This is a genomic window from Bacillus sp. z50, from assembly GCF_058313585.1.
Map to the genome: position 1 here is coordinate 846081 of NZ_JBZFQL010000001.1, position 25153 is coordinate 871233.

The following is a 25153-nucleotide window of genomic DNA, read 5'->3' on the forward strand; positions in this document are numbered from 1 at the left end:
AAACCATGAGAATCACAGACCTGTTAAAGAAAGATACTATTATCCTGAATCTTTCATCCAGTAACAAAAAAGAAGTTATTGATGAACTTGTCAGCAAACTAGATCAAGCAGGCAAACTGAAAGATCGTAAAGGATATCATGAAGCAATCATGAAACGTGAAGAGCAAAGTACAACCGGTATCGGTGAAGGGATTGCAATCCCCCATGCTAAATCGGCAGCTGTTAAAGAAGCGGCCCTATGTTTCGGTCGTTCCATTAACGGAATTGATTATGAATCATTGGATGGGCAGCCCGCTCGCCTGTTCTTTATGATAGCTGCGCCTGACGGAGCAAACGATACTCATCTTGATACCTTATCCAAGCTGTCATCTATGTTAATGTATGATGATTTCCGTCAGGCCATTTTGAAAGCTGCCTCAGAGGATGAAATCCTCTCTATTATTGATGCCAAACAGAATGAGCTTGAAAATGAAGATTCAAAAGATCAGCCTGCTCCGGATACTGCAGAGGCAAATGAAGAAGGTTATGTGTTAGCCGTCACTGCCTGTCCAACTGGAATTGCGCACACCTATATGGCAGCGGATGCCTTAAAAGCAAAAGCGAAAGAAATGAATGTAAATATTAAAGTAGAAACAAATGGTTCCACCGGAATCAAAAACCCTCTCACTGCTGAAGATATTCAAAAAGCAAGTGCAATCATTGTTGCTGCAGACAAAAACGTTGAAATGAATCGTTTCAATGGCAAACATGTGATTCAAGTTCCAGTAGCACAGGGAATCCGTAAGCCAGAAGAACTAATTAACCGTGCTTTAAAACAGGATGCCCCAATTTATGAAGCCAAAGGCGGATCCACTAATCAAGATAGCGGGAATCAGGAGAAAAAAGGGATAGGCTCTCAAATATATAAACACCTCATGAGCGGTGTAAGTAATATGCTTCCATTTGTTGTCGGCGGCGGTCTCTTAATTGCCCTTTCCTTCTTATTTGGCGGAATTAAACCTACGGATCCAACGACACCGGGCTACAATGAATTTGCTGCAGCACTCAACACCATTGGCGGCGGAGACAAGGGTGCGTTCTTCTTATTAGTACCCGTACTTGCCGGTTTCATTGCCAGCTCGATTGCAGATCGCCCAGGTTTCATGCCCGGTATGGTCGGCGGATTATTGGCTGCAACGGCCGGCGCAGGCTTCCTTGGTGGATTAATCGCTGGTTTCCTTGCAGGGTATGTGACTCTTGGTGTGAAAAAAGCTTTCAATTGGCTGCCAGCTTCTTTGGAAGGTATAAAACCCGTATTGCTATATCCTTTATTTGGCCTATTAATCACCGGTCTAATTATGATATTCATCATTAATGACCCGGTTGTGGCCATGAATAAAGGGCTGACTAATTGGCTTGAAAACTTAAGCGGTACAAACGCAGTGTTCCTTGGTTTAATCGTTGGCGGTATGATGGCTGTTGATATGGGAGGTCCTATCAATAAGGCTGCTTTCACATTTGGTATAGCAGCAATTGCTGCCGGAAATGGTGTACCCCATGCAGCTGTTATGGCTGGAGGGATGGTACCACCTCTTGGCATCGCACTATCCACTACGCTCTTTAAACAGAAATATACTGACTCGGAACGTAAGTCTGGTCTTACAAACTATATTATGGGCGCATCCTTCATCACGGAAGGAGCAATCCCCTTTGCAGCAGCAGATCCGATTCGAGTTATCGTCAGTTCTGTAATCGGTGCTGCTACGGCTGGAGCCTTATCTGCAGCATTTGGCTGTTCGACTCCCGCCCCACACGGCGGACTCTTTGTATTCTGGTTAATTGATAATCGCTACATGTACCTTCTAGCCATCCTAATCGGTTCACTTGTAACAGCTGTTCTTTTAGGTTTCTGGAAAAAGAATGCAACTATTAAGGATGTTGCGTAAGCAAAAAAGAAAGAATGACCTTGTTTCTGGTCATTCTTTTTTTATATGCACAGATATCCGCATATAATATCTAATTTCTTTGTTGACGGCTGAGCTTAATTCTTCGTATAGGTATATAACTGCCTATTGGTTCACTATCATAAAATTTACACTTCCCTAAATTTGTACGTTTGCAACCAGAATATTCACTCACCCCTACTCAGGTATTAAATCCCTCCCATTGTTAATTATTCTAAAAAAATAAAAAATAGTAAGTTTTATTTCTAAATTTTATTAATCTCATATTCTTACAACAACGAAAATTAACACTTATAACTTTAATCTAAAATTTTACTATGCTAATATAATAACGATATTGTATTTTTATCAAATAGCTAGTAAAGGAGTTGATTAAAATGAAGCATATAAAAGTTGTGACCCTCACTACAGCTGCAATCATGTCGACTGCTTTTGCTCAAGAAGCCTCTGCAGCATCGACATATACAGTTAAAAAGGGGGATACACTTTCTTTTATTGCCTCAAAATTCAAAACAACGGTTTCGAATTTAAAGAAGTTGAATGATTTGACAGGTGACATTATTTATCCAAACCAAGTCATCACAGTATCTAGCAGTACATCATCATCCGGTATTACCGAACGTTCTATCAGTTCTAAAACTTACACCATTAAATCAGGAGATACTTTATCAGCAATAGCTGCTAAGCACTCTACGACTGTAAGTAAACTAAAGAGCTGGAATGATTTAAAGAATGATCTCATTTACCCTGGTCAAATTATTAAAGTGGCCGAAGGTGCTTCCGGATCCTCATCAAGCACCAATCATTCTTCTTCCGGAAGTACATCAGTGTCTACCAATCAGACATATACGGTAAAGTCAGGAGACACATTAAGTAAAATCGCCCGTAAATATTCAACTACGGTCAGTCAGCTTATGAGCTGGAACAACCTATCGAGTACAGTTATTTATCCGAATCAAACGTTAAAGGTGACTAAGTCTTCAACTACTACTGGATCTAGCAGTTCAAGTTCTACAAGTTCTTCCAGCAGTAGTTCATCCGCTACTACTTATACGGTGAAATCTGGCGATACGTTAAGTAAAATTGCCAACAAGCATTCAATTACGGTCAGTCAACTTAAGAGCTGGAATAACCTATCCAGTACAATTATTTACCCTAACCAAGTGTTAAAGGTGTCTAAGCCTTCTACTACTACAGGGTCAAGCAGCTCTTCAAGCTCTTCCGGCAGTACTGCTACTTCAACGACCTATACAGTTAAGTCGGGGGATACGCTAAGTAAGATTGCTAAAACCTATTCCTTGACCGTTTCACAAATCAAATCGATGAATGGGTTAAAATCTGATGTGATTTATGTGGGGCAAAAGCTGAAAATTTCAAAGGCAGCAAGTGATTTGCCTTCTGTTTCCGAACCTTCAAGCGGGTCTTCTTCCGCTCAGGAAACAATAGGAAACTCAGCTTTTACATCTAATCTGATTTCCATCAGTAAAAGCTTGATCGGCACAAAATATGTGTGGGGAGGAACAACACCATCTGGGTTCGATTGCAGCGGTTTTCTTTATTATGTCTTTAATAAAGCGGGACATTCTATGCCAAGATACACGGCTGAAGGTTTCTTTAATCGTTCCTATTATGTAAGTTCTCCTCAGCCTGGAGATCTCATTTTCTTTTCCGGTACATATAAGAAAGGAATCTCCCATTTAGGCATCTATCTAGGAAATAATGAATTTATTCATGCTGATAACAGCGGAGTACGTATTACTAGTACAAACAACAGCTATTATAAAAAACATTTTGATAGTTATAAGCGATTATACGCTAATTAAGATTCAGCGAGCGGGTTCTATTACCCGCTCGCTGTTTTTTCACCAATAGACTCACCTTCCCTCTAATGATAAATTAATAATAGATCTGTGCTACAAATAGTAATTCTAATAGAAAGGTTGTTAAGGATGAGTCATATATATAATGAAAGAGAAATAATAGAACCAGTTCATTTATGCAATGAAAAAGGTAATTTAATACCTGATAGCATAGGCTGGTCGAGAAAGCCTCTTATCAGCGGAAATGTCACTGGACGCTTTCTTCGTAAAAAGAAATGGAACTATTGGTGTATAACAAATAAAGATGTTCTTTTTTCGGCTACAATCAGCCATTTAGATTTCGCAATGGTTTGCTTTGTTTATTATCTCGATTTAAACACCAAGACATTTTTTGAGAAAACAGCCTTATTTCCTTTTAAAAGTAATAAAGCGCTCCCTAATGATGTATTGGCGAGTACTAAACTCACCTCCAAACAAATGGACATCGCTATATTATGGGAAAATAATCGTTTTCAGCTGAACGTAGAGATTCCTAATTTTAACGAAAAACCGTTGCTGGCAAACTTTGAAATTAGCTATCCTGAAACGGATTCGTTGAGTGTTGTCATACCCTGGAGTGATCAAACATTTCAATTAACAACGAAAATGCACTGTCTTCCTACTAAAGGGACGCTGACTATTGGGTCTAAAACCTATCAATTTACTCCTGATGAAAGCTATGCCAGCTTAGATTACGGACGAGGTATCTGGCCAAGAAACTGTACCTGGAATTGGGGAATGGCATCTGGTAAACAAGGAAATGATGTAATTGGTCTAAATTTTGGCGGACAATGGACTGATGGGACAGGCTTTAATGAAAATGCAGTATTAGTTAATGGACGGCTGACAAAAATCAGTGAAGATATGAAATTTCACTATAATAAACATGATTTCATGCAGCCATGGAAGATTGACTCTTTGGCGACTGATTGTGTAAGGCTCACCTTTACACCTCTATATGAACGGATCGCCAAGACTGATGCTATTATAGTGAAATCAGAAGTACATCAAATGGTAGGCTATTATAACGGAGAAATACGCTTACCGGACAGCACTATCCTGACAATCAAGCAAATGCTTGGCTGTATTGAAGACCATATAGCAAAATGGTAGATTGATGTTCACTTATTCAAATATAGATATACGGAGTTGCCTAAAAAAAAGTTAGTTTTCTTCATGTTTTTTCACAATCCATATCGTTTGCGTTCCTAACTGGCGATTGAGTTGACAAATGTAAGTTGCAACATTACAATTTACTTGTTACTTACTAAAAATAAGCAAAGCATATAATAATAACTTTATTTATGGAACTGTGGGGGATTTACTTTGTCAAATGTACATAAAGATTTATCAACGATTATTAAGGAACGTCATTCGATCAGACAGTATGATGCTTCTTTTAAAATTTCCGAAGAAGAATTAAAAAGCATCCTTGAGGAAGCTACTTTAGCTCCATCTTCTAGCAATATGCAGGCTTGGAGCTTCATCGTAGTTAAAGATGAGGATAGAAAGAAAGATCTTGCCTTATATGGTAACAATGCAAAGGTGGCTGAAAATGCATCTGCTGTTATTGCTGTCCTTGGGGATACTGAAATGTATAAAAAAGCAGATCAAATCTACGATATGATGTTTGAAGCAGGCTATGTTGACGAAGAAAATAGACAAAGGCTCGTGAATGATGTTAAACGGGTCTATCCGGGTGCACCTTTAGAAACAAGAGCTAATATGGCAAGCTTTGATGCCGGTCTTGTTTCCATGCAATTAATGCTGATAGCGAAAAATCGTGGGCTGGATACCATTACGATGGGCGGCTTCGATAAAACTGCTTTTGCTAAAAATTTCAATGTGGACGAAAGATATATTCCATTAGTATTAATCGCAATTGGTAAAGCAGAGGGAGATCATTACTTTAAAACCGTACGCTTACCTGTAGAAGATATTACTACATTTATCTAATCGAGATGATATAAGGATAGAGCTGTCACACTAGTTGGCAGCTCTATTCTTCATTTTTTCAGACCAATATAAAGTAAATGTGATGATGTACCGAGCAGAGATGGTTCCTTTGCATACTCAATCAACAGGTCTACTATTTTTCCCATTTCGCCTTCACCCTTCTCTCTCCAATAATTCCACTGATGATTTGTAACCATAGAACCTATATTAGATCCTATTAAAGCTACTTTTTCAAATCCACTTGATTTCATAAATGGATCTATATCTTCTACACGATAATAGTATGCACCCGTAAATCTCCCACTATCTGCATGATTAAAACAGCCGGTTTCGGTAAACTGTCGAATGGCATCCACCGTGTTGTTTGGCCGCCAATGTTCAGGACAGATGAGTGAATTTAACATGTGCTTTACTCTTGGCATAAATGCTATGAAAACAAGGCCGTTTTTCTTGGTTACACGATATAATTCTTTTACCGCCATCAATCGATCCTCTTCCTGCTGCAAATGGTATAGTGGCCCTAGCATTAATGAAGCATCGAATTGTTCATCTTCTATTGCAGACAGGTCTCTTGCATCTATGTTATAAAACCCATCAAATTGGGCAAACAGTCCCAATTCCCGCGCTTTATCTTCAGCAATATCAACCAAGCTCGGTGTCAGATCCGACAGGGTAACGCGATACCCCTCTTCAGCCAGCTTAAGCGAATATTTCCCTGGGCCTGCTCCATTGTCCAAAACAGTACCTGATGGAGTTAAATATTTTTTAATATAATGCCAATTCACCTGAAACTCAATTGGTTCCCTGTCTAATCTGCCCCACTCATCAAATTCACTATAGTAATCAACAATCTCATTCATACCGATCCCCCTTTAAACTATAAAACGATTTGACTACTTATGTTCAAGAAAGAGAGCTTAAAACCCTCCTAATTGTTAAAAATATTATTCGTGAAGCAGGAAAACAACCATTCCCTCTATGCTTGTGATTTATGATAAAGAACTAAAATAGATTAGAAAATTAAAATCCTTCAAAGAGGAATTAGTGCCATAGAAGCACAAATTAACAATCAATGATTTGACTCCAAGTCTACTGAATGAACCTACTACTAGTAGAGAATAAACCTATATTACAGAAGATTTCTTTTCTGTCCTTCCATAAAAAAAGCCGCTCAAATTGACTCCAATTGAGCGGCAAAAACATTAACTTTTTGAAATGAATCCTTATCTATTTTCCTTTTAATTCATCCATACTCTCATCACGGATATTAATTGCTCCAGGTTAATTGGTTTACTGATATAGTCTGATGCACCAGCCGCTAAGCATTTTTCACGATCGCCCTTCATTCCTTTTGCTGTTAAGGCAATAATCGGTAGTGATGCAAACTCTGAATTCTGACGGATACGTTTCATCGTCTCATATCCGTTCAATTCAGGCATCATAATATCCATCAGGATCATATCAATCTGGCAATCCTTTTTTAGAATCTCCAAGCATTCGATTCCATTATGAGCTACTAAGACTTCCATTTTCTTTTTTTCAAGAATTGCTTTTAGTGAGTATATGTTACGCTGATCATCATCTGTAATAAGCACTCTTTTTCCATGATGTATGTCCAATTGGATATCATTTGGTTCTTTAGCCGCAGCCACTTCTGCTATCATCTGATGATATTGATCCCCTTGATTTACATTAATATTTTCCTGATTCTGTAGATACGGTATATAAAGAGTAAACGTACTACCTTTCCCTACTTCACTTTCAACAAATATATGACCGTTAAGCAAATAGGATAATTTTTTGCAGATTGATAAACCTAAGCCTGTTCCACCATATTTTTGTACAGTAGATCCGTCTCCCTGTTGAAAGGCCTCAAAAATGGTTTGTTGCTTATCTTTATGGATTCCTATACCTGTATCCATGACAACAATTTTTATCCACTCGTCAGTTTGAGTGGTATTATGGTTATCTTTTTCATCACATGTATGGATTATTTTTTCCACCTTCACAGACACTTTTCCTCGTTCTGTGAACTTAATAGCATTTGATAGTAAGTTTTTTACGATCTGCTGAATTTTTTGTACATCTGTATAGAAATAGGAAGGTAGATTCTCATCTATTTCAATGGTGAAACCAAGTTGTTTTCTTTCGGCTTGTGGCGAAAATATATTTAAGGTTTCAACCAACTCACTGATGTTCATTTTGCTATATGTGATTTCAGACTTTCCAGCTTCTATTTTTGAAAGGTCAAGTATATCGTTAATTAAAGATGTTAAACTGTCTGCAGCCGAATAAATATATTCAATATACTCTTTTTCCTCTGCTGAAAAACAATCACTATCTATGTCTATTAACATCTCTGCAAGAATTAAAATACTATTTAAAGGAGTACGAAGTTCATGGCTAATATTCGCCAGAAATTCGGATTTATAATTTGAGCTTAGCTGCAATTGTTCATTTTTAATTCTTAATTCTTCCTGGGACTGTTCAAGTTCCTTCGTTTTTTGTATAGCTTCTTGCTCACGTTCTTCCAGAAGTTCATTAATCGTCATTAATTCTTCTGACTGTGAATGAAGCTCTTCAGTCTGAACCTGCAATTCTTCAGTCATTGCTTTTGACTCATTTAGCAAACATTCAATTTCCATTCTATTTAGAACACTGTGTATGGCCAAACCGAGAGATTCATTCACCTGCTGAATGGCTTGGTATTGTATATCTGAAAAGCCAGTTATACTTGCAAATTCAAGAACCCCAATCGTGTTGTTTTCATAAATGATTGGGACAATTAAGAAAGCTTTTGGTTTTGCCTCACATAAGCCCGTTGAAAGTAGTTGGTAATCTTCCGGGAAATCTTCTAACATAACTATTTTTTGATCAATAGCAGCCTGCCCAATAATCCCCTCACCAACTTTAAATTGATCTTTTCCACCGTCACCATAGGATGCTGCACGATAAAAACATGTTTCATCAGCTTGACCCCTCAAATAGAGCGCCCCAATCGAAGCACCTACTAATGGTGCAAGCTTCCCTTGAAGACGTTTTGCAAATTCATTTATATCAAAGACACTTTGTGTTAAGCTTGTTATTTCATTAATTTTTGATAGTACCCAGTTCTGTATCTTGATATCTTTCAAATACGCTTTCTCATTTTTATTGTAGATTTCTAAAGACACGGACATATTATTAAAAGCTTCAGCAATCAGACCTATTTCATCATCCGTTTTTACTTCAAGCCTGTGGAGGGTCGATGGATCATTTAAATCAATTTCTTTCAATACAGTTGTTATTTGTTTTAAGTCCTTTGTTGTTGAACGAATAACCCAGTATCCAATTAACCCAATTAACCCGCAGGAAGTTATTGTTAACAAGAAAACAACCTGACACAAATGATTGTACTTTTCACTTGCCCGTTTAAATGCGCCCTCCATCATCTCCTCTTGATAGCTAATAAACTCTTCTATTGACTCTGTTAGCTTAGAACTTGATTCCTCTATTTTCTTCCAATTTTTACTAACGTACTCATTGTCTTGTATTAATTCCATTATGATTATTCGTTCGTTTTCTTTGTATATACGATATAGGGATGCGCAATCCATTAATATTTCCCTAGCTTCCTCATTTAGTGTCATACCATGGATTTTTGCAAAATGTTCTTCAATCTTGACATGATTTTCAGCAAGTTTATCTTGTATAGTAGCTGATGTTACTCCTGATAGATCATTCGCAATACTCCCAACCAACATTTTTGATGAACTGACGTTCTTTTCTATCTCATAAGTATAATTCACTTTTTTATATCGATTTTCTACAATTTCTAATAAGTCCTCACGGGAGCTATTTAAATTCTGGATGGTCATTACCGAAAAGAGTACGATTACCACCATAATCAGGATTATAGAAATTTGGAATCTCCTTCCAAGCCCTAATTTACTGCTAATCATCATCCTCATCCTCTACGCTTAGTATTCAACCTAACTATTTTAATATCCTAAGTTTTCTATTTATACCGGTATTATTAGCCAGTTCATACAAAATACTGTATGACTGATTGAACAACAATCAACAAGCTATATATAAGAAAATAGTAATCAAAAAAAGTGAGCAACTTCTCTGTATTCCAATATTACAGCTTTTATTTTGAAAAGAAATACAGTTTTTTTGGCGACGTTTCGAATTTGTATAATGAGATAAAATGGAGGTGTTTACTTTGCGAAGCGTTGATAAAAAAGAAATCGTTAAAGTATGGTTTCGGGATGTATTTACGGACGGGAATACAGATATTTTAAAAGATATTGCATCAGCGGATATGGTTACTCATTCTCAGGGAAATGACGAGGGCTATGTCGGTATCGAGCACTTTAAAAATTGGTTATCCTGGTATTGCACCTCTTTTGTTGAGCGCAAATGGAGCGTTCATGACACGATTGAAGAAGGTGATAAAGTCGTTGCACGCTATAGCGGATATAGCATTTATAAAGGCGGATTACTGGACATTCCTTCTGAAAATCAACAGGTTAAAGAAACGGGCATCATTATATTTCGAATCGAGAATGGTAAAATTGCCGAACAATGGTGTGAAATGAGTGATTTACAGCTTATTCAGCAGTTAGGAGTTAAATTTGCTACAAACTAAATTATGTAGAGCTATTCTTTTAAGAATTTCTACTGAATGGCTTTTAATCCATTTTTTTTGATTTATTCCATATAAAAACAGCGGATTTTAACCGCATCCACTGTAATATAGTAATATTTTAGTAGTAGAATTTAATAATCAATTAGATGAATTAACACTTCAGATTCTTTTTTGTAAAAAATATTGATGATGTCCTTCTGGATGATTTTCAATCACTCCAAATACGGAAAATCCGTTTTTCTTATAGAAATCTGGTGCTTGAAAGCTGAATGTATCCAACATCAGAAGTGTACATCCTTTTTCTATTGCATAGTGTTCAACACTTGCCAGAAGCTCTTTCCCTACCCCTTTTTGTCGCAATTGATCGTCAATCCACAGGAAATCAATCTGCATTCTTCCCCAGCTGTAATGAGCTGCGATTCCGCCCTGTATATGATTGTGGTCGTCCTTTACCACATAGGTGACTTTCCCATACGGTGTATCATTATACTCCGGCAGTTTTCGTCGATTAAAATCAATTAAATGTTCTCGGATAAACGCTTGATCTCCTTCGGTGCCGAGCTCTATTTTAATCACTCAAACAACCTCTCCTTCTTAATCAACGAGTTCTTTATACATTAGTATATCATCCACATACTGACCATTCAGAAAAAATTCTCCCTTTAATACACCTTGCTTAATATAGCCATTCCTCTTATAGAAAGATATAGCCGGTGTATTTGTGGACAATACCCTTAAAGAAATTTTTCGGATCCCACGCTTCTTCCCCTCTTCATCCAGAAACTGCAATAATTTACTGCCTATACTCTTGCCCTGAAAGTCAGGATGGACACCAATCGCCATTTCCCATACATGACAATTGCTCTCCAACGGAGTAGGATATTTAACAGACATATAGCCCGCAACTCTCCCGTTCTCAATTGCGACAAACATGCTTCCCGGCGGAAAATGCTGAGCATAATCGGCTACTGATTCCCAAACGATCGGCATCGGTGTATTTGTATAATTCCAAATCAAATTTTCAAGTTTTATTAATTGTTCGTAGTCCTCAATTCTTGATGAACGTATGACCATTTAATATCTAATCCCCTTTTCAACCATCTATCCTATAGTTTACTCTTTACATGCTTGAATGATCTATCAAAGTCAAAAAGCATTGCCACCCTCTAAAGAATGACAATGCCACACAAAAGGAATTTCTCCCTTTATTTCGTTAATTCAAGGAATTCATTTACATCAGCAATTGCAAGATCCACACCAGCCTGCCAGAAATCTGGTTTCGTTAGGTCTACACCTAAATGTTTCATCGCAAGCTCCTCTGTTGTCATAGCAGCTGTATCCTGCAATAATGCAATATATTTCTTTTCAAATGACTTACCTTCTTTTAAAGATAAGTGATAAATCCCTAAGCTAAACAAATATCCAAACGTGTACGGGAAATTATAAAATGGCACTTCTGCAATATAGAAATGCAATTTACTTGCCCAGAAGGTTGGATGATATTCACTCAGAGAATTTTGATATGCCTCTTTTTGTGCAGATGCCATCATTTCGTTCAAGCGCTCAACGGAAACCAATCCATTTTTGCGTTCTGTATAATAATTTTTTTCAAAAATAAAACGGGCATGAATGTTCATGAACATAGCAATTGCATTTAGTATTTTGTTATCGAGCAATGTGATTTTTTCTGCATCCGATACAGCAGCACGGACACTGGCATCAGAGCAAATTTGTTCAGCAAATGTAGATGCTGTTTCAGCGACATTCATCGCGTAATCTGTATTAAAGAATGGCTTATCATTTAATACATGGCTGTGGAAAGCATGACCTAGTTCATGAGCAAGCGTTGCTACACCGCTTGGTGAGCCTGAATAGGTCATAAAGATACGTGATTCATTTGTTTCAGGAAAGCTAGTACAGAATCCTCCAGGACGCTTGCCAGTACGATCCTCTGCTTCAATCCACGCCTTTTCAAATGCTTCCTGGGCAAATTTAGGCAATTCATCACCGAATTTCGCAAAATTATCGATGATAAACTTTGCTCCCTCATCAAATGTGTAATGCATCGGTTCCGTTGTTACGATCGGTGCATCAACATCTACCCAGCTCAATTTCTCTTTACCTAAAAGCTTTGCCTTACGGTTAAGAAACTCTACAAAAGGCTGCTTATTTTTTGCAATGACATCCCACATTACATCCAATGTTTCTTTCTTCATTCGGTTATACTGCAATGGCTCTTTCATAAAATCTTCAACACCATGCATTTTATAATTAGCCAAACGGAAGCCGCCTAAATGATTAATCGTGTCAGCAAACAAAGGGGCTTTTTCTCCCCAGGCTTTTTCCCATTTCTTGAAAATTTCCGCTCGGACTTCTGGATTAGGATCGTCGTGCATCTTATTAAAAGCTTGGCCAGCTGATAAATGAACAGTCTCGCCATCTTCATTTGTATAAGGAATCTCAATCATTTTTACAAGTGAATCGTAATGGGTACTCCACCCGACATATCCATCTACGCGCAATGCATTAATGAGTGCTTCTTCAGCTTCCGATAATTGTTCCTTACCATGTTCCCTTTGCTCATTAATATAGAAAGCTATTTCACTAATTTCTGGTTGTTCGATGATTTCTTGCCAGACAGCATCATTTATTTGGACAAGTTTAATTGTAAATCCTGTAAAAACTGTTTCGAATTCACTTATTAATGTGTATACTTCTCCATTTAATTGATCCGCCTTTGTATCATGGACATTTTGGGCAGTAGCACATTCAAGAAATGCCGATACCTGATAGATTGCTTTTTGCAGTACCTCTGTTTGTTTTAATATAGAAACAATCTCTTTGGTACCGCTAACGTCTGAAGGAGCCTGCCAAGCTTTTACTGCCCCTTTGTATGTATTTAACAGCTCTTTGATTTCAGCTAATTTTGATAGTAATTCAGGTGACTCAGAGCCATTTGGAAATATGTTATCCAAATTCCATGTTAGAGAGTAATTCATTCAAAAACCTCCTGTCTTTTCACAATTTTCAGTATACAACTTTTATTACCAGTTGGATATATATTTTCCTCAATAATAGTACTGTCTCCCATATGCTATCTACTCATCCTCTTGAACCTCTTGATTGGTTACCCTTTTTAATATATAAAGTAAAACTTTTTATCTATCCAATATTATTCCGTATAATGAGAGTTAATACAGCACGAAGAAAATAAGGAGACAGGTTATGGGATATTTTCAATCAGAGGAGACTTATCAATTATTAAATGCAGTAGGAGAAAATATTTTTATTTGTGATGATCAATTAACCATCATATTTATCAATCGTTACGCTGACAAATTAATTCAATGTCTAAGTCCTTTTACCGGTTTATCAAGTAAGGAAGAATATATCGGGAGAAACATAGCAGAATTTGATCAAGGGGGGAACTGCAAGAGGACAATACTCGAAAACGATTCCTTCCCCAATACCAGCAGAATTATATTTTTCAATAAATACACAGCTAAGATTGCAATAAGTCCCTTTACATTCAACAATGGTTTAACAGGTTATATGCTCACTTGGAAGGATGTAACCGATTATGAAGAAGAAATACATAAAGGGCATTCGATGATGGAAGAAATGTATGCTCCTATCATCAAAACAATTCTGGATGATGTACTTTTAATGCCCATTACTGGATTTTTGTCGGAAGATCGTCTTCATAAGATCAAAGAGAAGGCTTTATATGAAAGCTCTGATAAACAGGCTTCCTATATGGTGATTGATTTTACTAGCGTAACTTCACTGGATGACGAATATATTGTGGCAGAGCTGGAGGTCATCTCTCAATCCCTTGCTTTATTGGGTACAGAAGCTATATATACAGGCCTGTCCACTACTCTTGTCCGCCAAATCGTAAACCAGGGAACAAAAATAAAGAATGAAACATTTGCTACGTTTAATCAGGCTATGAATCATATCTGCAAAATAAAAGGCTACAAGTTGGTAAAATATTAATCTTGATCTTCCTCTTCAGCTTGATTTATTAAAATCAAGCTGTTCTTTTTGTCAACTGATTTGCAAACGAATGACAATTCGTTTGCGCAGCTTTTGTGACAATATTGTTTCATAAATTTGAATTAATTATAGTAATTTTAGTTTAGTTATAGATATTTGCAAATTATAGGACTATTATATCTAATATAAACAAGGTCATTGTAAATTTAACTAATTATTAATATATACATAGGGATAACCTACTAAACAATTTAAACTATTTAAGCCAACTCTTCATTCACGCAAAAATAATTAGTTACTTTTATAATAGAGGTGACAGCACTTTATAAATGGTTTTTTTTCGTCTGTTTTGTGAATGAATGAACAATGCATAAGAATTGAAAGGTGTGAACAGTTAAATGGAAGTATTGGATCTCGCTAGGTTTCAGTATGCAGCAACTACAATCTATCACTTCTTCTTTGTACCACTATCCATTGGATTGGTATTTTTAGTTGCTATTATGGAGACATTGTATTTTTTTAAGAAAAAAGAAATTTATTTGGACATGGCAAAGTTTTGGGGAAATATCTTTCTCATCTCTTTTGCTGTCGGAGTAGTTACAGGAATTATCCAAGAATTCCAGTTTGGAATGAACTGGTCAGAATACTCCCGCTTTGTCGGAGATGTATTTGGTGTTCCATTGGCTATTGAAGCCTTACTGGCTTTCTTTTTAGAATCCACATTCATTGGTGTATGGATGTTTGGGCGTGACCGATTGCCAAGATGGGTTCATTTACTATCTATATGGCTTGTATCAATCGGTACCATTTTTTCTGCCTTGTTTATTCTCGCTGCGAACTCTTTTATGCAGGAACCAGTTGGGATTGCGATTGAGAATGGCAAAGCTGTATTAAATGATTTCGGGGCATTTATCACAAATCCTCAGCTGCTTGTTGAATTTCCACATACGGTCTTTGGGGCTTTTGCAACCGGAGCCTTCGTAGTAGCTGGGATCAGTGCATTTAAAATATTGAAAAAGCAAAACTTAGATGTATTTAAGAAATCATTTACGATCGCTATGATTGTGGCGATGATCTCAGGACTTGGAATCGCATTTACTGGTCACTGGCAGGCACAGCATTTAATGTCCTCACAGCCTATGAAAATGGCAGCCAGTGAAGGTTTATGGGAAGATAGCGGTGACCCGGCAAGCTGGTCGCTAATTGCTAATATTGATGAAGAAACCCGTGAAAACAAGTGGTCTGTTGAAATCCCTTATGCTTTAAGTATCTTAGCCTATAATAGCTTTGAGGGATCTGTAGAAGGAATGAATACACTCCAGGAGAAATACACAGAGCTTTATGGTGAAGGCGATTATATCCCGCCGGTAGGAGCTGTTTATTGGAGCTTCCGCATTATGGTTTTCGCTGGTGCTATTATTATGGGCTTAGCAGCCTTAGGACTATTATTTATCAAGAAAAATAACCTAATAAATCAATCACTCTATTTAAAAGCAATGGTTGGAGCAATAGCCCTTCCTTTTATCGCCAATACAGCTGGCTGGATTATGACTGAAATTGGCCGGCAGCCTTGGACAGTCTTTGGATTATATACGACTGCACAGTCCGTATCCCCTAATGTTACTGCAGGACAGCTGTTAACATCGATTATTGTATTTTTGGGGGCCTATACTGTTCTTGCTGTCGTATTAATCACTCTTATTGTGAAACAAATTAAAAAAGGACCATACCAAACCACTGATACAAAACCAGATGTAGATTTATTTGACAAGGAGGCCTTTGGAGCATGAGTCTAAATGAGTTATGGTTTATCCTTGTAGCTGTTTTATTTATTGGTTTCTTTATTCTTGAAGGCTTTGACTTTGGCGTGGGAATGTCCACTCGTTTTCTCGCGCGTAATCAAAAAGAGCGGGATCAGTTGGTTTCTACCATCGGGCCTTTCTGGGATGCAAACGAAGTATGGTTGATTACTGCAGGCGGTGCTATTTTTGCGGCATTCCCTGAATGGTACGCAACCATGTTCAGTGGGTACTATCTACCATTTGTTTTATTCCTGCTGGCCTTAATTGTACGAGGAGTTGCTTTTGAATTCAGACATAAAGTCCATGAAAAGTGGATCAGTTTCTGGGATTGGATGATATTTGTCGGCAGTATAATACCTGCTTTTGTATTGGGTGTTCTTTTTACTAGCCTTGTACGTGGAATGCCAATTGATGCATCCAAAAATATGTATGCTAGCTTTGGAGATTACTTTGACCCCTACTCCATTGTTGGCGGAATCGCGATGATTGTGTTATGCCTTGTGCATGGTTTAACATTCATCGGCATTCGGACAGAGGGGCAGATTCGTGATCGTGCACGTTCTTTAGTATCAAAAATATATTTAATTCTATTAGCAGGTCTTATAGTTTTCGCCGTACTAACCTATACAATGACAGACTTATTTGAAGTACGGCCGCTCGCTACACCATTATTCCTGCTCGGTGCAGTTGTAACAACCGTATTAGGTTATGTATTCTCAGCAAAGAAAAGGGAAGCTTTAGCCTTCACTATGACGGCTTCAACTATGCTATTTACTGTTACGATGTTATTTGTTGGTCTGTTCCCAAGAGTAATGGTCAGTTCAATTAGTTCCGAATATAACTTAACTATATTGAATGCTTCCAGTGGACCATATACCCTTAAGGTGATGACCATCGTAGCATTAATATTACTTCCCTTCGTTCTTGGCTATCAAATATGGAGCTACTATGTATTCAGAAAGCGTATTTCTGATAAGGAACCGGTGAGTCATTAATGATAAACAAAGAGATTTTAACTATAAAAGGAATAAAGAGCACCATGACATTCCTATTCGTGATTTCTTTATTACAGGGGATTGCCATTATTATTCAGGCCATCTACCTTGCTGAAGGGATTACAAACTTATTTAATGGGGAAAAGCTGTCTGAACAGCTTATCCCCTTCCTTTTATTCGTATTAGCTTTTTTGGTACGCCACCTTTTGACTTTTATTCGTGATAAATGGATGGATCGCTTTGCCTCCGAATCAGGGACAGCGATGCGAAAAGAATTATTGAAGAAATTATTTGAATTGGGTCCTCGATTCACCCAATCCGAAGGGACAGGAAGCTTAGTAACAATGGCTTTAGAAGGTGTTTCCCAGGTTGAAACGTATTTAAAGCTTTTCTTGCCCAAGATGATGAGTATGTTCCTGATTCCTCTGTTAATTGTAGGGTTTATGCTGACGCTTGATTTGACTTCTGCGGGAATTGTAATCATTGTACTCCCTATTCTTTTATTCTTTATGGCTATGCTTGGGATTGCAGCAAAGCGTAAGGCTGATAAACAATATGAATCCTATCAAGTCCTTTCCAACCATTTTGTTGATTCCTTACGTGGCTTGGAAACTTTACGACTTCTGGGCTTAAGTAAAAAGTACGATCGAAATATCAAAAACGTAAGTGAACGTTACCGAAAAGCAACGATGGGGACACTGCGAATTGCATTCCTTTCAACATTCGCGCTCGATTTCTTCACCTCCCTTTCAGTCGCTATTGTCGCCTTATTCCTGGGTGTTCGGCTTATGGAAGGTGCAATTTTATTAGGACCGGCACTTACGGTATTAATCCTTGCTCCTGAATACTTTTTACCGATTCGGGACTTCGGAACAGATTACCACGCTACTTTAGACGGAAAAAACAGTATGTCTGCTATTCAACGGATTATTAATTGGCCGCTTGATCTAAAACAAAAACAAAATACAACATTCTCTACTTGGTCAAATCAGGATTCCTTAACCATTAGCAACTTGACAGTCCAACACATGGAATCCAATCAATCCGCTTTGAATGATCTATCATTTTCATGGAAGGGATACGGAAAAATCGGTATTATTGGCGCAAGCGGTGCCGGAAAATCTACCTTAATTGATGTACTGGGCGGATTTTTAAACCCTACATCCTGCACAGTTACTATTAACAATCATTCCTATTCCTCTTTTAAAGAAATGAGCTGGCAGGATCAATTGCTATATATTCCACAGCATCCTTATCTATTTAATGATACTGTGCGAAACAATATTACATTTTACACTCCAAACGCCAGTGAAGAGGAAATTCAGTTGGCTATTGATCGAGCAGGATTAAAAGAAGTTGTTGATTCCCTACCAAATGGATTGGATGAACAGATTGGAGAAAGCGGTCGTATGCTGAGTGGCGGTCAGGAACAACGAGTTGCTTTAGCACGGGCATTCCTTGATAAAAATAGAAAAATTCTCTTGTTTGATGAGCCAACTGCTCACCTTGATATAGAGACGGAATATGAATTAAAGCAAAATATCGTTCCTTTATTTGACGATCATCTTGTATTCTTTGCGACTCATCGACTTCATTGGATGACAGACATGGACCAAATTATTGTTTTAGATCAAGGGCGTATCGTTGAAATCGGAAGTCATGAGGAGCTATTAAAAAAAGAAGGCCATTATTATCAATTAATTAAAGAACACTTAGGGGGAAATGAGGTGCACCATGGCTAAGAAAAAAGACTCTATCTCCATTCTCAATAACTCGTGGGTTGGTCCTTATTTATCCCAAAATAAGTGGCTCTTAACTATCGTAATTGTACTTGGTGTTGGCACATTCTTTAGCGCAGGTGCTTTAATGTTTACATCTGGCTATTTAATATCCAAATCTGCCACTTTACCAGAAAACATCCTCCTTGTGTATGTACCGATTGTCTTGGTAAGGCTGTTTGGAGTATCAAGGCCAGCCTTTCGTTATGCTGAACGCTTAAGCAGCCATAGCCTTGTTTTAAAAATACTATCGAGTATGCGGGTCCGTTTATATAGAGCACTTGAACCAGATGCTTTAGATTTCAAATCCCGATATAAAACCGGCGATTTGCTTGGTGTGATGGCTGATGATATTGAGCATCTTCAAGATTTATATATTAAGACAATCTTTCCATCTATCATAAGCATCGGTTTATATATGTTAATTGTCTTGGCATTAGGATTCTTTTCTATTCCTTTTGCGCTTCTAATGTTTCTATTGTTATTCGTCCTGATTATTTTGTTTCCTCTCGTATCACTATTAGTGACGCGTGCAAGACATGCACAAATGAAAAATGCAAGAAACGGACTATATCAATCTCTGACAGATGCTGTTATGGGAATTGGCGATTGGATGATTAGTGGCAGACAGTCCGATTTTATCGAACGTTATGAAAAAGATGAAAAAAAGGTTGATGTACTTGAAGCAAAGATCAATCTATTTCAACGAAAACGTAATTTTCTCTTTCAAGCTGTCATATTGGTTATTATTGTGGCACTTGCCTGCTGGATTACCTTACAGGTAGAAGCCGGACAATTCTCTCCTATTTGGATTGCAGCTTTTATTCTAGTAGTGTTCCCATTAGTCGATGCTTTCGCCCCATTATCCGATGCTGTTAGCCAGGTCTCCAGTTATAAAAGTTCATTGGAGCGAATGAATGGCTTACAGGAAGAAAAAGAATTAATAGGATTAACAAACAATGAAAACACGAGCGAATTTGATGATTTGAAGGCACAAACTGCATTGCCTATCACCTTTAATCAGATTAGTTTTTCTTATTCTTCTATTGACGAGAAGGTATTGAATAATTTAAACTTTACCATTCAGCCTGGCGAAAAAATTGCGATGCTGGGTAAAAGCGGAGCGGGGAAAAGTACAATCGTAAAGCTTTTATTAGGTGCATATAAACCTAATCAAGGAAAAATCAGTATAGGAAATAAAGATATTTCTCTTTTAGATTCTCGAATTACAAGCTTCATTTCTGTACTCCATCAGAAACCACATTTATTTGATACAACCGTTATGAATAATATACGGCTGGGCAATCCAAATGCTTGCGATGAAGAGGTATATGAAGCTGCTAAATTAGTTAGGATGCATGATTATATTGAATCTCTTCCAAATGGGTATCAAACGCGTATGCATGAATTGGGAGGGCGTTTTTCAGGCGGAGAACGTCAGCGTATTGCGCTTGCGAGAATACTTTTACAAAAAAATCCGATTGTTATTCTAGATGAACCAACTGTCGGTCTTGATTCGCAAACCGAACGCAGCCTCCTTGAAACCATATTTAAGACGTTAAATGGTAAAACAATGATCTGGATTACCCATCACTTAATGGGTGTGGAAAAAATGGATAGAGTTCTGTTTCTTCAAGACGGGGAAATCAGTATGAACGGTTCTCATGAAGAACTTCTTCAAATGATGCCCCATTATACAAAACTATATAAATTGGATATGCCACAGCTAAATAATTAAAAACAAAAGCGCTTGAGACATATACCCGTCATCAAGCGCTTTGTTTTTATTCTGCTGGCAATTTCTCAGCTTGGTTCCAATTTACCAGGCCATCGTCTTCATCGAATTCGATCATGACATCAACAACGCCCTTTTCCGCTAAGATTTGCTTTTTAAGACGATCTTTAATATCGTCCATATCGGCAACCGTTAAAGACAGATCAATTTCGACACAGACTTCTACATGAAAATCCTCGCCCTCTTTAATTACGACTACCTTCTGAACATCCTTGATATCTTTATCAAGAAGAACCAGATCGCCAATATATTGCTCCATCAGTTCATCAGCTTCACCAAGGGCACCTGCTGCATTGTCGAAGAATACTTTACCAACTACAAATAACATCATCATGCCGATAAGAATGGAGGCAATTCCTTCAGCTGCGTGTAGGTTTGTTAAATGTGATATGACAATCGCGATGATCGCTAAAACCCCACCTGAAGTAGCAACTAGGTCTTCCAAAAACACTAGCCTAGTTGCAGGCTTCGCTTTACCAAAATAGGTGAAGCTTTTATATAAGAAAGACAAGCCTTTCGCTTCCACTCCGACTTCATGCATAATTTCCTTCATTGCTTTAACTAAAACAAAAACTTCGAGAATTACACTGATGGCTAAAACACCGATACTCACCCAAAAATAACTAGATTCACTAGGGTGTAAAATATGCATATATCCTTCTTTTATCGTTTCATAAGACATGATTCCTACTATTAATACCGCTCCCAAAAGAACCAAATTTACCAAGCGGCCAAATCCATTGGGAAAACGTTCGGTCGGTGCTTTTTTACTTAACGCTGACCCAATAAACACAAAGAATTGGTTAGCTGAATCTCCCAAACTATGAAGTGTCTCCGCGAATAATGCCACATTACCAGTAAACATATAAGCTGCACCTTTAATAATAGATATCACTAAGTTGACGATTGCTGCTGTAATTGCGCTTGTATTTCCTTTTTTTAGTAACTGAAATAATTCACCCATAGACCCTACTCCTTCAATTCAAAATAGATACATGCAGATAGAAAAACTAGATATGTAAAGATTAGGCTAGCCTCTGTAATGAAAACTAGTAAGCTATTCCATTAAGACGAGGATTTTAAAAAAATATAAAACATTTTGGATCACACTTCATTTAATTCCTATGTTTGAATTTTCTTCTTCACCTCCTAATCCCTTATCTGTTAATCTCAATTATCTCATCATTTTATTCCCCATCTCTAGTGTATTTACACTAATTTTGAAGAAACAATAATCCAAATGAATTTATTGGTGCTTTTTACTGGATTTATGATCAACACCGGCGTATAGTTACCTAGGTAACTATATTCGAGGTGGTGGTACAATTGTCTATTTCCGGGCACCAGTATTTTTTTCATCAATATTTGCAGACAGCTCGATTATTTACAAAACGATTGAATGATCAATTAGCCAAGCATGATTTATTCCACTCACAATGGGCTATTATTTATTATTTAAAGCACTATGGACCTTCCACCCTCGTGGATATTAGTAATTATTTGAATGTGGAAAAACCCACTATTACAAGAACCGTTACCAGACTGCAAGAGCGGGATATTATCGAGCAGATTCCAAGCGATAATAAACGGGAAAAAAGAATTCAATTAACAGAGGCAGGAAGAGAAATTTATATCACCTGCATACACCATGTCAGTGAATTTGAAGAAAAAGTAATGTCAAGTGTATCAGAGGATGAAATAAAAATTATGATGAAGATATTTGGCAAAATGCAGCATCAATTACAGCATGAATAAGGACGTGACTACAAATGGAGAAACCAAGACTTTGGACAAAAAACTTCCTATTAATCTCTTCAGCTAATTTATTTATCTTTTTAACATTTTACAGCTTAATGGTTACTTTAACACTTTATACAATTACTACTTTTCATACGAGCCAAAGTATAGCCGGACTCGCTTCAAGTATATTTGTTATCGGAGCTGTGCTAGTTAGGCCTATTGCTGGCAAAAGAATTGCCCTGGTCGGTGCAAAAAAAATGCTTACGATCAGTCTAGCCTTATTTTTAGCAGCAACTATTCTCTATTTTATGGCGTCGAGCCTTGCACTCTTACTAATCGTTCGATTAATCCACGGTATTTCATTTGGTTTCGCATCAACCGCTACAGGAACACTTGTGGCTGAAATATTACCTTTATCCAGAAGAGGGGAAGGTATGGGATATTTCGCGATGAGTACAAACCTGGCAATGGCTATTGGACCATTTCTAGGCTTAATGATCAGCAATTCCTTTTCTTATACAATTGTCTTTTCGGTTGCCGTTGTCTTTGCTTCGTTAAGTTTCATCTTCACGCTCTTCTTGAATGTTCCAAAGATGCAATTTACAGCTGAGCAAGTCAAGTCGATGAAAGGTCATAAAATAAGTGACTACTTTGAGCTGGCCGCACTGCCTATTGCTATTACAGCTGGGGTCATTGGATTTACATATTCCAGTATATTATCTTATTTAACTTCCTATTCTCAGGAGCTTAATTTAGTATCGACAGCAGGCTTCTTCTTTGTCATGTATTCTATTTGTCTAATACTGACGCGTCCATTTACGGGAAAATGGTTTGATATATACGGTGAAAATACAGTAATCTACCCCTCTCTAATTTTATACACAATCGGGTTGATCGTTTTAAGTCAGACAAGCCACAGTATTACATTGCTTTTAGCAGGCGCTATAATCGGTGTAGGGCTTGGCACTTTTCAATCCAGTGCACAAACTGTAGCAATCAAAATGACGTCTCCCCACCGGATTGGGCTCGCCACCTCCACATTCTTTGTCATGTATGACATTGGGATCGGGATCGGACCATTTGTTCAAGGATTTTATATTCCGGTTTCCGGTTATAGTGGGCTTTATTTAACAATGGCTGTTATCTCGTTTATAGCTATAGGCCTTTATTATGTAGCTCATGGTAAAAAAGCTACTCAAGCTTCAAGAGTTACTCAATATTAATTGAAAAAGTATCGATTCAGCTTATTCATAGCTTGCTTGAATCGATTTTTTCTATAAATGATGTTATTAACCATTCATCTGTATTCAATCAAGTCTTTTACATGCTTATTTCAATAAAAAAAGCTCAAAACAGCCATTTATTAGCCAAACAGATAAGAAATAATCTTATTCTATAGCTTTCTTTGAATATAATTGAGCGATTTTCCATAATAATTGAGCGAAAACAGCACTTAATTGAGGCGATTTCCCCTTTCCATATTTTTTAGTTATATAGCATACATCTCCCTAACTATTAAAATAGGATAAGCGCCTAAACGTATTGTATTTCTTTATCTCCATAACAAAAGCTGTCCAATCAGTTACTCGGTTGAATGATTGGACAGCTTTAAAATTCACTTTATGTTTCTGCAAGATTCCCGTTCAATAAATTGTGTTGCAACCGTCACTCTCTTTGGAAATGTGTTTGGATCCTTTATCTTTTCAATTAAACTTTTTGTTGCTTCAATACCAAGGCGAGATATATGTATTTCTATTGATGTCAGTGGCGGTCTCGAATGCTGAGAAAGAATTTGGTTATTAAAGCCGATAATGGAAAGGTCTCTTGGTACATGGATATTGAGTTTTTCCAAATAACTTAATATTTCATATCCGGTCAAATCATCTTGGGCAATGATAGCTGTTGGCATGGGATTGTAGTTAATTAGATTCTTTAGTGATTCAAAACCTTTATCATTAAATTGATGTTCGTCAATCAGATAATCCCTGCAAAATGGTAGTCCACTCTCTTCCAGCGCCTCCCTGTATCCTTTTAAACGATCAATCGTAACAGCAAAGTTTTCATTTCCTCCAATAAATGCAATATTCTTGTGTCCCATCTCTATCAAATACTTTGTAACATCTTTAGCAACTGTCACATTATCATTATCCACATAGGTAATACTTTTTTCATGCATCAAGGGTCTTCCAATTACGATGAATGGGAAATTAACTTGCTTTAAAAACTCAATCACTTCATCATTTTTACGTGAATACAAGAGTATTAACCCGTCGACCCTTTTTCCTTGAACCATGGAAACAACTTCTTCATAGATACCTTCTTGAGTAAAACTGGTTGATAAATACAAACCATATTTTTGTTCATTCGCACTTCGGCTAATGCCACGTAGAACGACTGAGAAGAAAGGATTTTTAAATGCTTGATAGGCAGTGTCAGGCATAATTACTCCTATAGCCTGTGTACTTTTCCCAGCTAAGCTTTGAGCCTGAAAATTAGGGGTATACCCCATCAGATTCATGATTTCCCGGACTCTCCGTTTTGTTTGAAGACTGATATGCGGGCTATCTTTCAGGACTCTTGACACAGTTGACGGTGCTACATTCGCTTCTCGAGCAACATCTTTAATTGTTACATCCATCAGAGCCACCCCTCA

Annotated in this window: 19 protein-coding genes; 12 read left to right on the top strand and 7 right to left on the bottom strand. The window is 37.4% G+C overall.

Features of this window, described 5'->3' with window-relative positions; all coding sequences use genetic code 11:
* Positions 1-5: 5 nt before the first annotated feature.
* The 4 genes from AC4G3N_RS04000 (at position 6) to AC4G3N_RS04015 (ending at position 5758) form a co-directional block, all read left to right on the top strand.
* Positions 6-1925 (top strand): PTS fructose transporter subunit IIABC, encoded by a 1920-nt coding sequence (locus AC4G3N_RS04000; RefSeq protein WP_066104704.1) that lies wholly within the window; start codon positions 6-8, stop codon positions 1923-1925.
* A gap of 395 nt (positions 1926-2320) precedes the next feature.
* On the top strand, positions 2321-3766 hold the full coding sequence (locus AC4G3N_RS04005; protein ID WP_066104705.1) for a peptidoglycan endopeptidase: 1446 nt from the start codon (positions 2321-2323) through the stop codon (positions 3764-3766).
* A gap of 126 nt (positions 3767-3892) precedes the next feature.
* On the top strand, positions 3893-4915 hold the full coding sequence (locus tag AC4G3N_RS04010) for a DUF2804 domain-containing protein (protein WP_491089786.1): 1023 nt from the start codon (positions 3893-3895) through the stop codon (positions 4913-4915).
* Positions 4916-5128: 213 nt separating this feature from the next.
* Entirely contained in the window at positions 5129-5758 is a 630-nt protein-coding gene (locus AC4G3N_RS04015) for a nitroreductase family protein (RefSeq protein WP_066104710.1), read from the top strand.
* Between the two features lie 50 nt (positions 5759-5808).
* On the opposite strand, the gene AC4G3N_RS04020 is transcribed toward AC4G3N_RS04015, so the two are convergent.
* Positions 5809-6618, bottom strand: coding sequence for a class I SAM-dependent methyltransferase (locus tag AC4G3N_RS04020; RefSeq protein ID WP_066104713.1), 810 nt, complete (start codon positions 6616-6618; stop codon positions 5809-5811).
* Positions 6619-6996: 378 nt separating this feature from the next.
* The gene (locus AC4G3N_RS04025; protein ID WP_491089787.1) at positions 6997-9702 is read right to left on the bottom strand and encodes an ATP-binding protein; all 2706 of its coding nucleotides are present in this window, start codon (positions 9700-9702) and stop codon (positions 6997-6999) included.
* A gap of 263 nt (positions 9703-9965) precedes the next feature.
* Here AC4G3N_RS04025 and AC4G3N_RS04030 point away from each other — a divergent pair, with 263 nt between their 5' ends.
* Entirely contained in the window at positions 9966-10391 is a 426-nt protein-coding gene (locus AC4G3N_RS04030; RefSeq protein ID WP_181162040.1) for an ester cyclase, read from the top strand.
* 159 nt (positions 10392-10550) lie between these two features.
* Here the strand turns inward: AC4G3N_RS04030 and AC4G3N_RS04035 are convergent, their stop codons facing one another.
* From AC4G3N_RS04035 to AC4G3N_RS04045, 3 genes are all read right to left on the bottom strand, one after another.
* Entirely contained in the window at positions 10551-10967 is a 417-nt protein-coding gene (locus AC4G3N_RS04035) for a GNAT family N-acetyltransferase (protein WP_140462056.1), read from the bottom strand.
* An 18-nt stretch (positions 10968-10985) separates the two neighbouring features.
* Positions 10986-11465, bottom strand: a complete 480-nt coding sequence (locus AC4G3N_RS04040) for a GNAT family N-acetyltransferase (protein ID WP_140462055.1) — start codon at positions 11463-11465, stop codon at positions 10986-10988.
* A gap of 131 nt (positions 11466-11596) precedes the next feature.
* Positions 11597-13390: a M3 family oligoendopeptidase gene (locus tag AC4G3N_RS04045; RefSeq protein ID WP_140462054.1), complete on the bottom strand. Its 1794-nt coding sequence runs from the start codon at positions 13388-13390 to the stop codon at positions 11597-11599.
* A gap of 226 nt (positions 13391-13616) precedes the next feature.
* Here AC4G3N_RS04045 and AC4G3N_RS04050 point away from each other — a divergent pair, with 226 nt between their 5' ends.
* The 5 genes from AC4G3N_RS04050 (at position 13617) to cydC (ending at position 20703) form a co-directional block, all read left to right on the top strand.
* Entirely contained in the window at positions 13617-14390 is a 774-nt protein-coding gene (locus AC4G3N_RS04050) for a hypothetical protein (RefSeq protein ID WP_066104727.1), read from the top strand.
* Between the two features lie 398 nt (positions 14391-14788).
* Positions 14789-16180 (top strand): cytochrome ubiquinol oxidase subunit I, encoded by a 1392-nt coding sequence (locus AC4G3N_RS04055; RefSeq protein WP_066104730.1) that lies wholly within the window; start codon positions 14789-14791, stop codon positions 16178-16180.
* Positions 16177-17187, top strand: a complete 1011-nt coding sequence (gene cydB / locus AC4G3N_RS04060) for a cytochrome d ubiquinol oxidase subunit II (RefSeq protein ID WP_066104733.1) — start codon at positions 16177-16179, stop codon at positions 17185-17187. Before AC4G3N_RS04055 ends, cydB begins: the two co-directional genes overlap by 4 nt.
* Positions 17188-17189: 2 nt before the next feature.
* Entirely contained in the window at positions 17190-18929 is a 1740-nt protein-coding gene (gene cydD / locus AC4G3N_RS04065; protein ID WP_218975791.1) for a thiol reductant ABC exporter subunit CydD, read from the top strand.
* Positions 18922-20703, top strand: a complete 1782-nt coding sequence (cydC, locus tag AC4G3N_RS04070) for a thiol reductant ABC exporter subunit CydC (RefSeq protein ID WP_140462053.1) — start codon at positions 18922-18924, stop codon at positions 20701-20703. The genes cydD and cydC overlap by 8 nt, the downstream gene beginning before the upstream one ends.
* A gap of 46 nt (positions 20704-20749) precedes the next feature.
* Here the strand turns inward: cydC and AC4G3N_RS04075 are convergent, their stop codons facing one another.
* Positions 20750-21724: a cation diffusion facilitator family transporter gene (locus tag AC4G3N_RS04075; RefSeq protein ID WP_066104742.1), complete on the bottom strand. Its 975-nt coding sequence runs from the start codon at positions 21722-21724 to the stop codon at positions 20750-20752.
* A gap of 362 nt (positions 21725-22086) precedes the next feature.
* Here AC4G3N_RS04075 and AC4G3N_RS04080 point away from each other — a divergent pair, with 362 nt between their 5' ends.
* Both AC4G3N_RS04080 and AC4G3N_RS04085 read left to right on the top strand, forming a co-directional pair.
* Positions 22087-22515, top strand: a complete 429-nt coding sequence (locus tag AC4G3N_RS04080; protein WP_175354269.1) for a MarR family winged helix-turn-helix transcriptional regulator — start codon at positions 22087-22089, stop codon at positions 22513-22515.
* A gap of 14 nt (positions 22516-22529) precedes the next feature.
* Positions 22530-23723 (top strand): MFS transporter, encoded by a 1194-nt coding sequence (locus tag AC4G3N_RS04085; RefSeq protein ID WP_066104746.1) that lies wholly within the window; start codon positions 22530-22532, stop codon positions 23721-23723.
* Positions 23724-24115: 392 nt separating this feature from the next.
* Here AC4G3N_RS04085 and AC4G3N_RS04090 read toward each other — a convergent pair whose 3' ends face one another.
* A complete protein-coding gene (locus AC4G3N_RS04090; protein ID WP_140462052.1) occupies positions 24116-25138 on the bottom strand; it encodes a LacI family DNA-binding transcriptional regulator in 1023 nt (340 codons plus the stop codon).
* Positions 25139-25153: the final 15 nt, after the last annotated feature.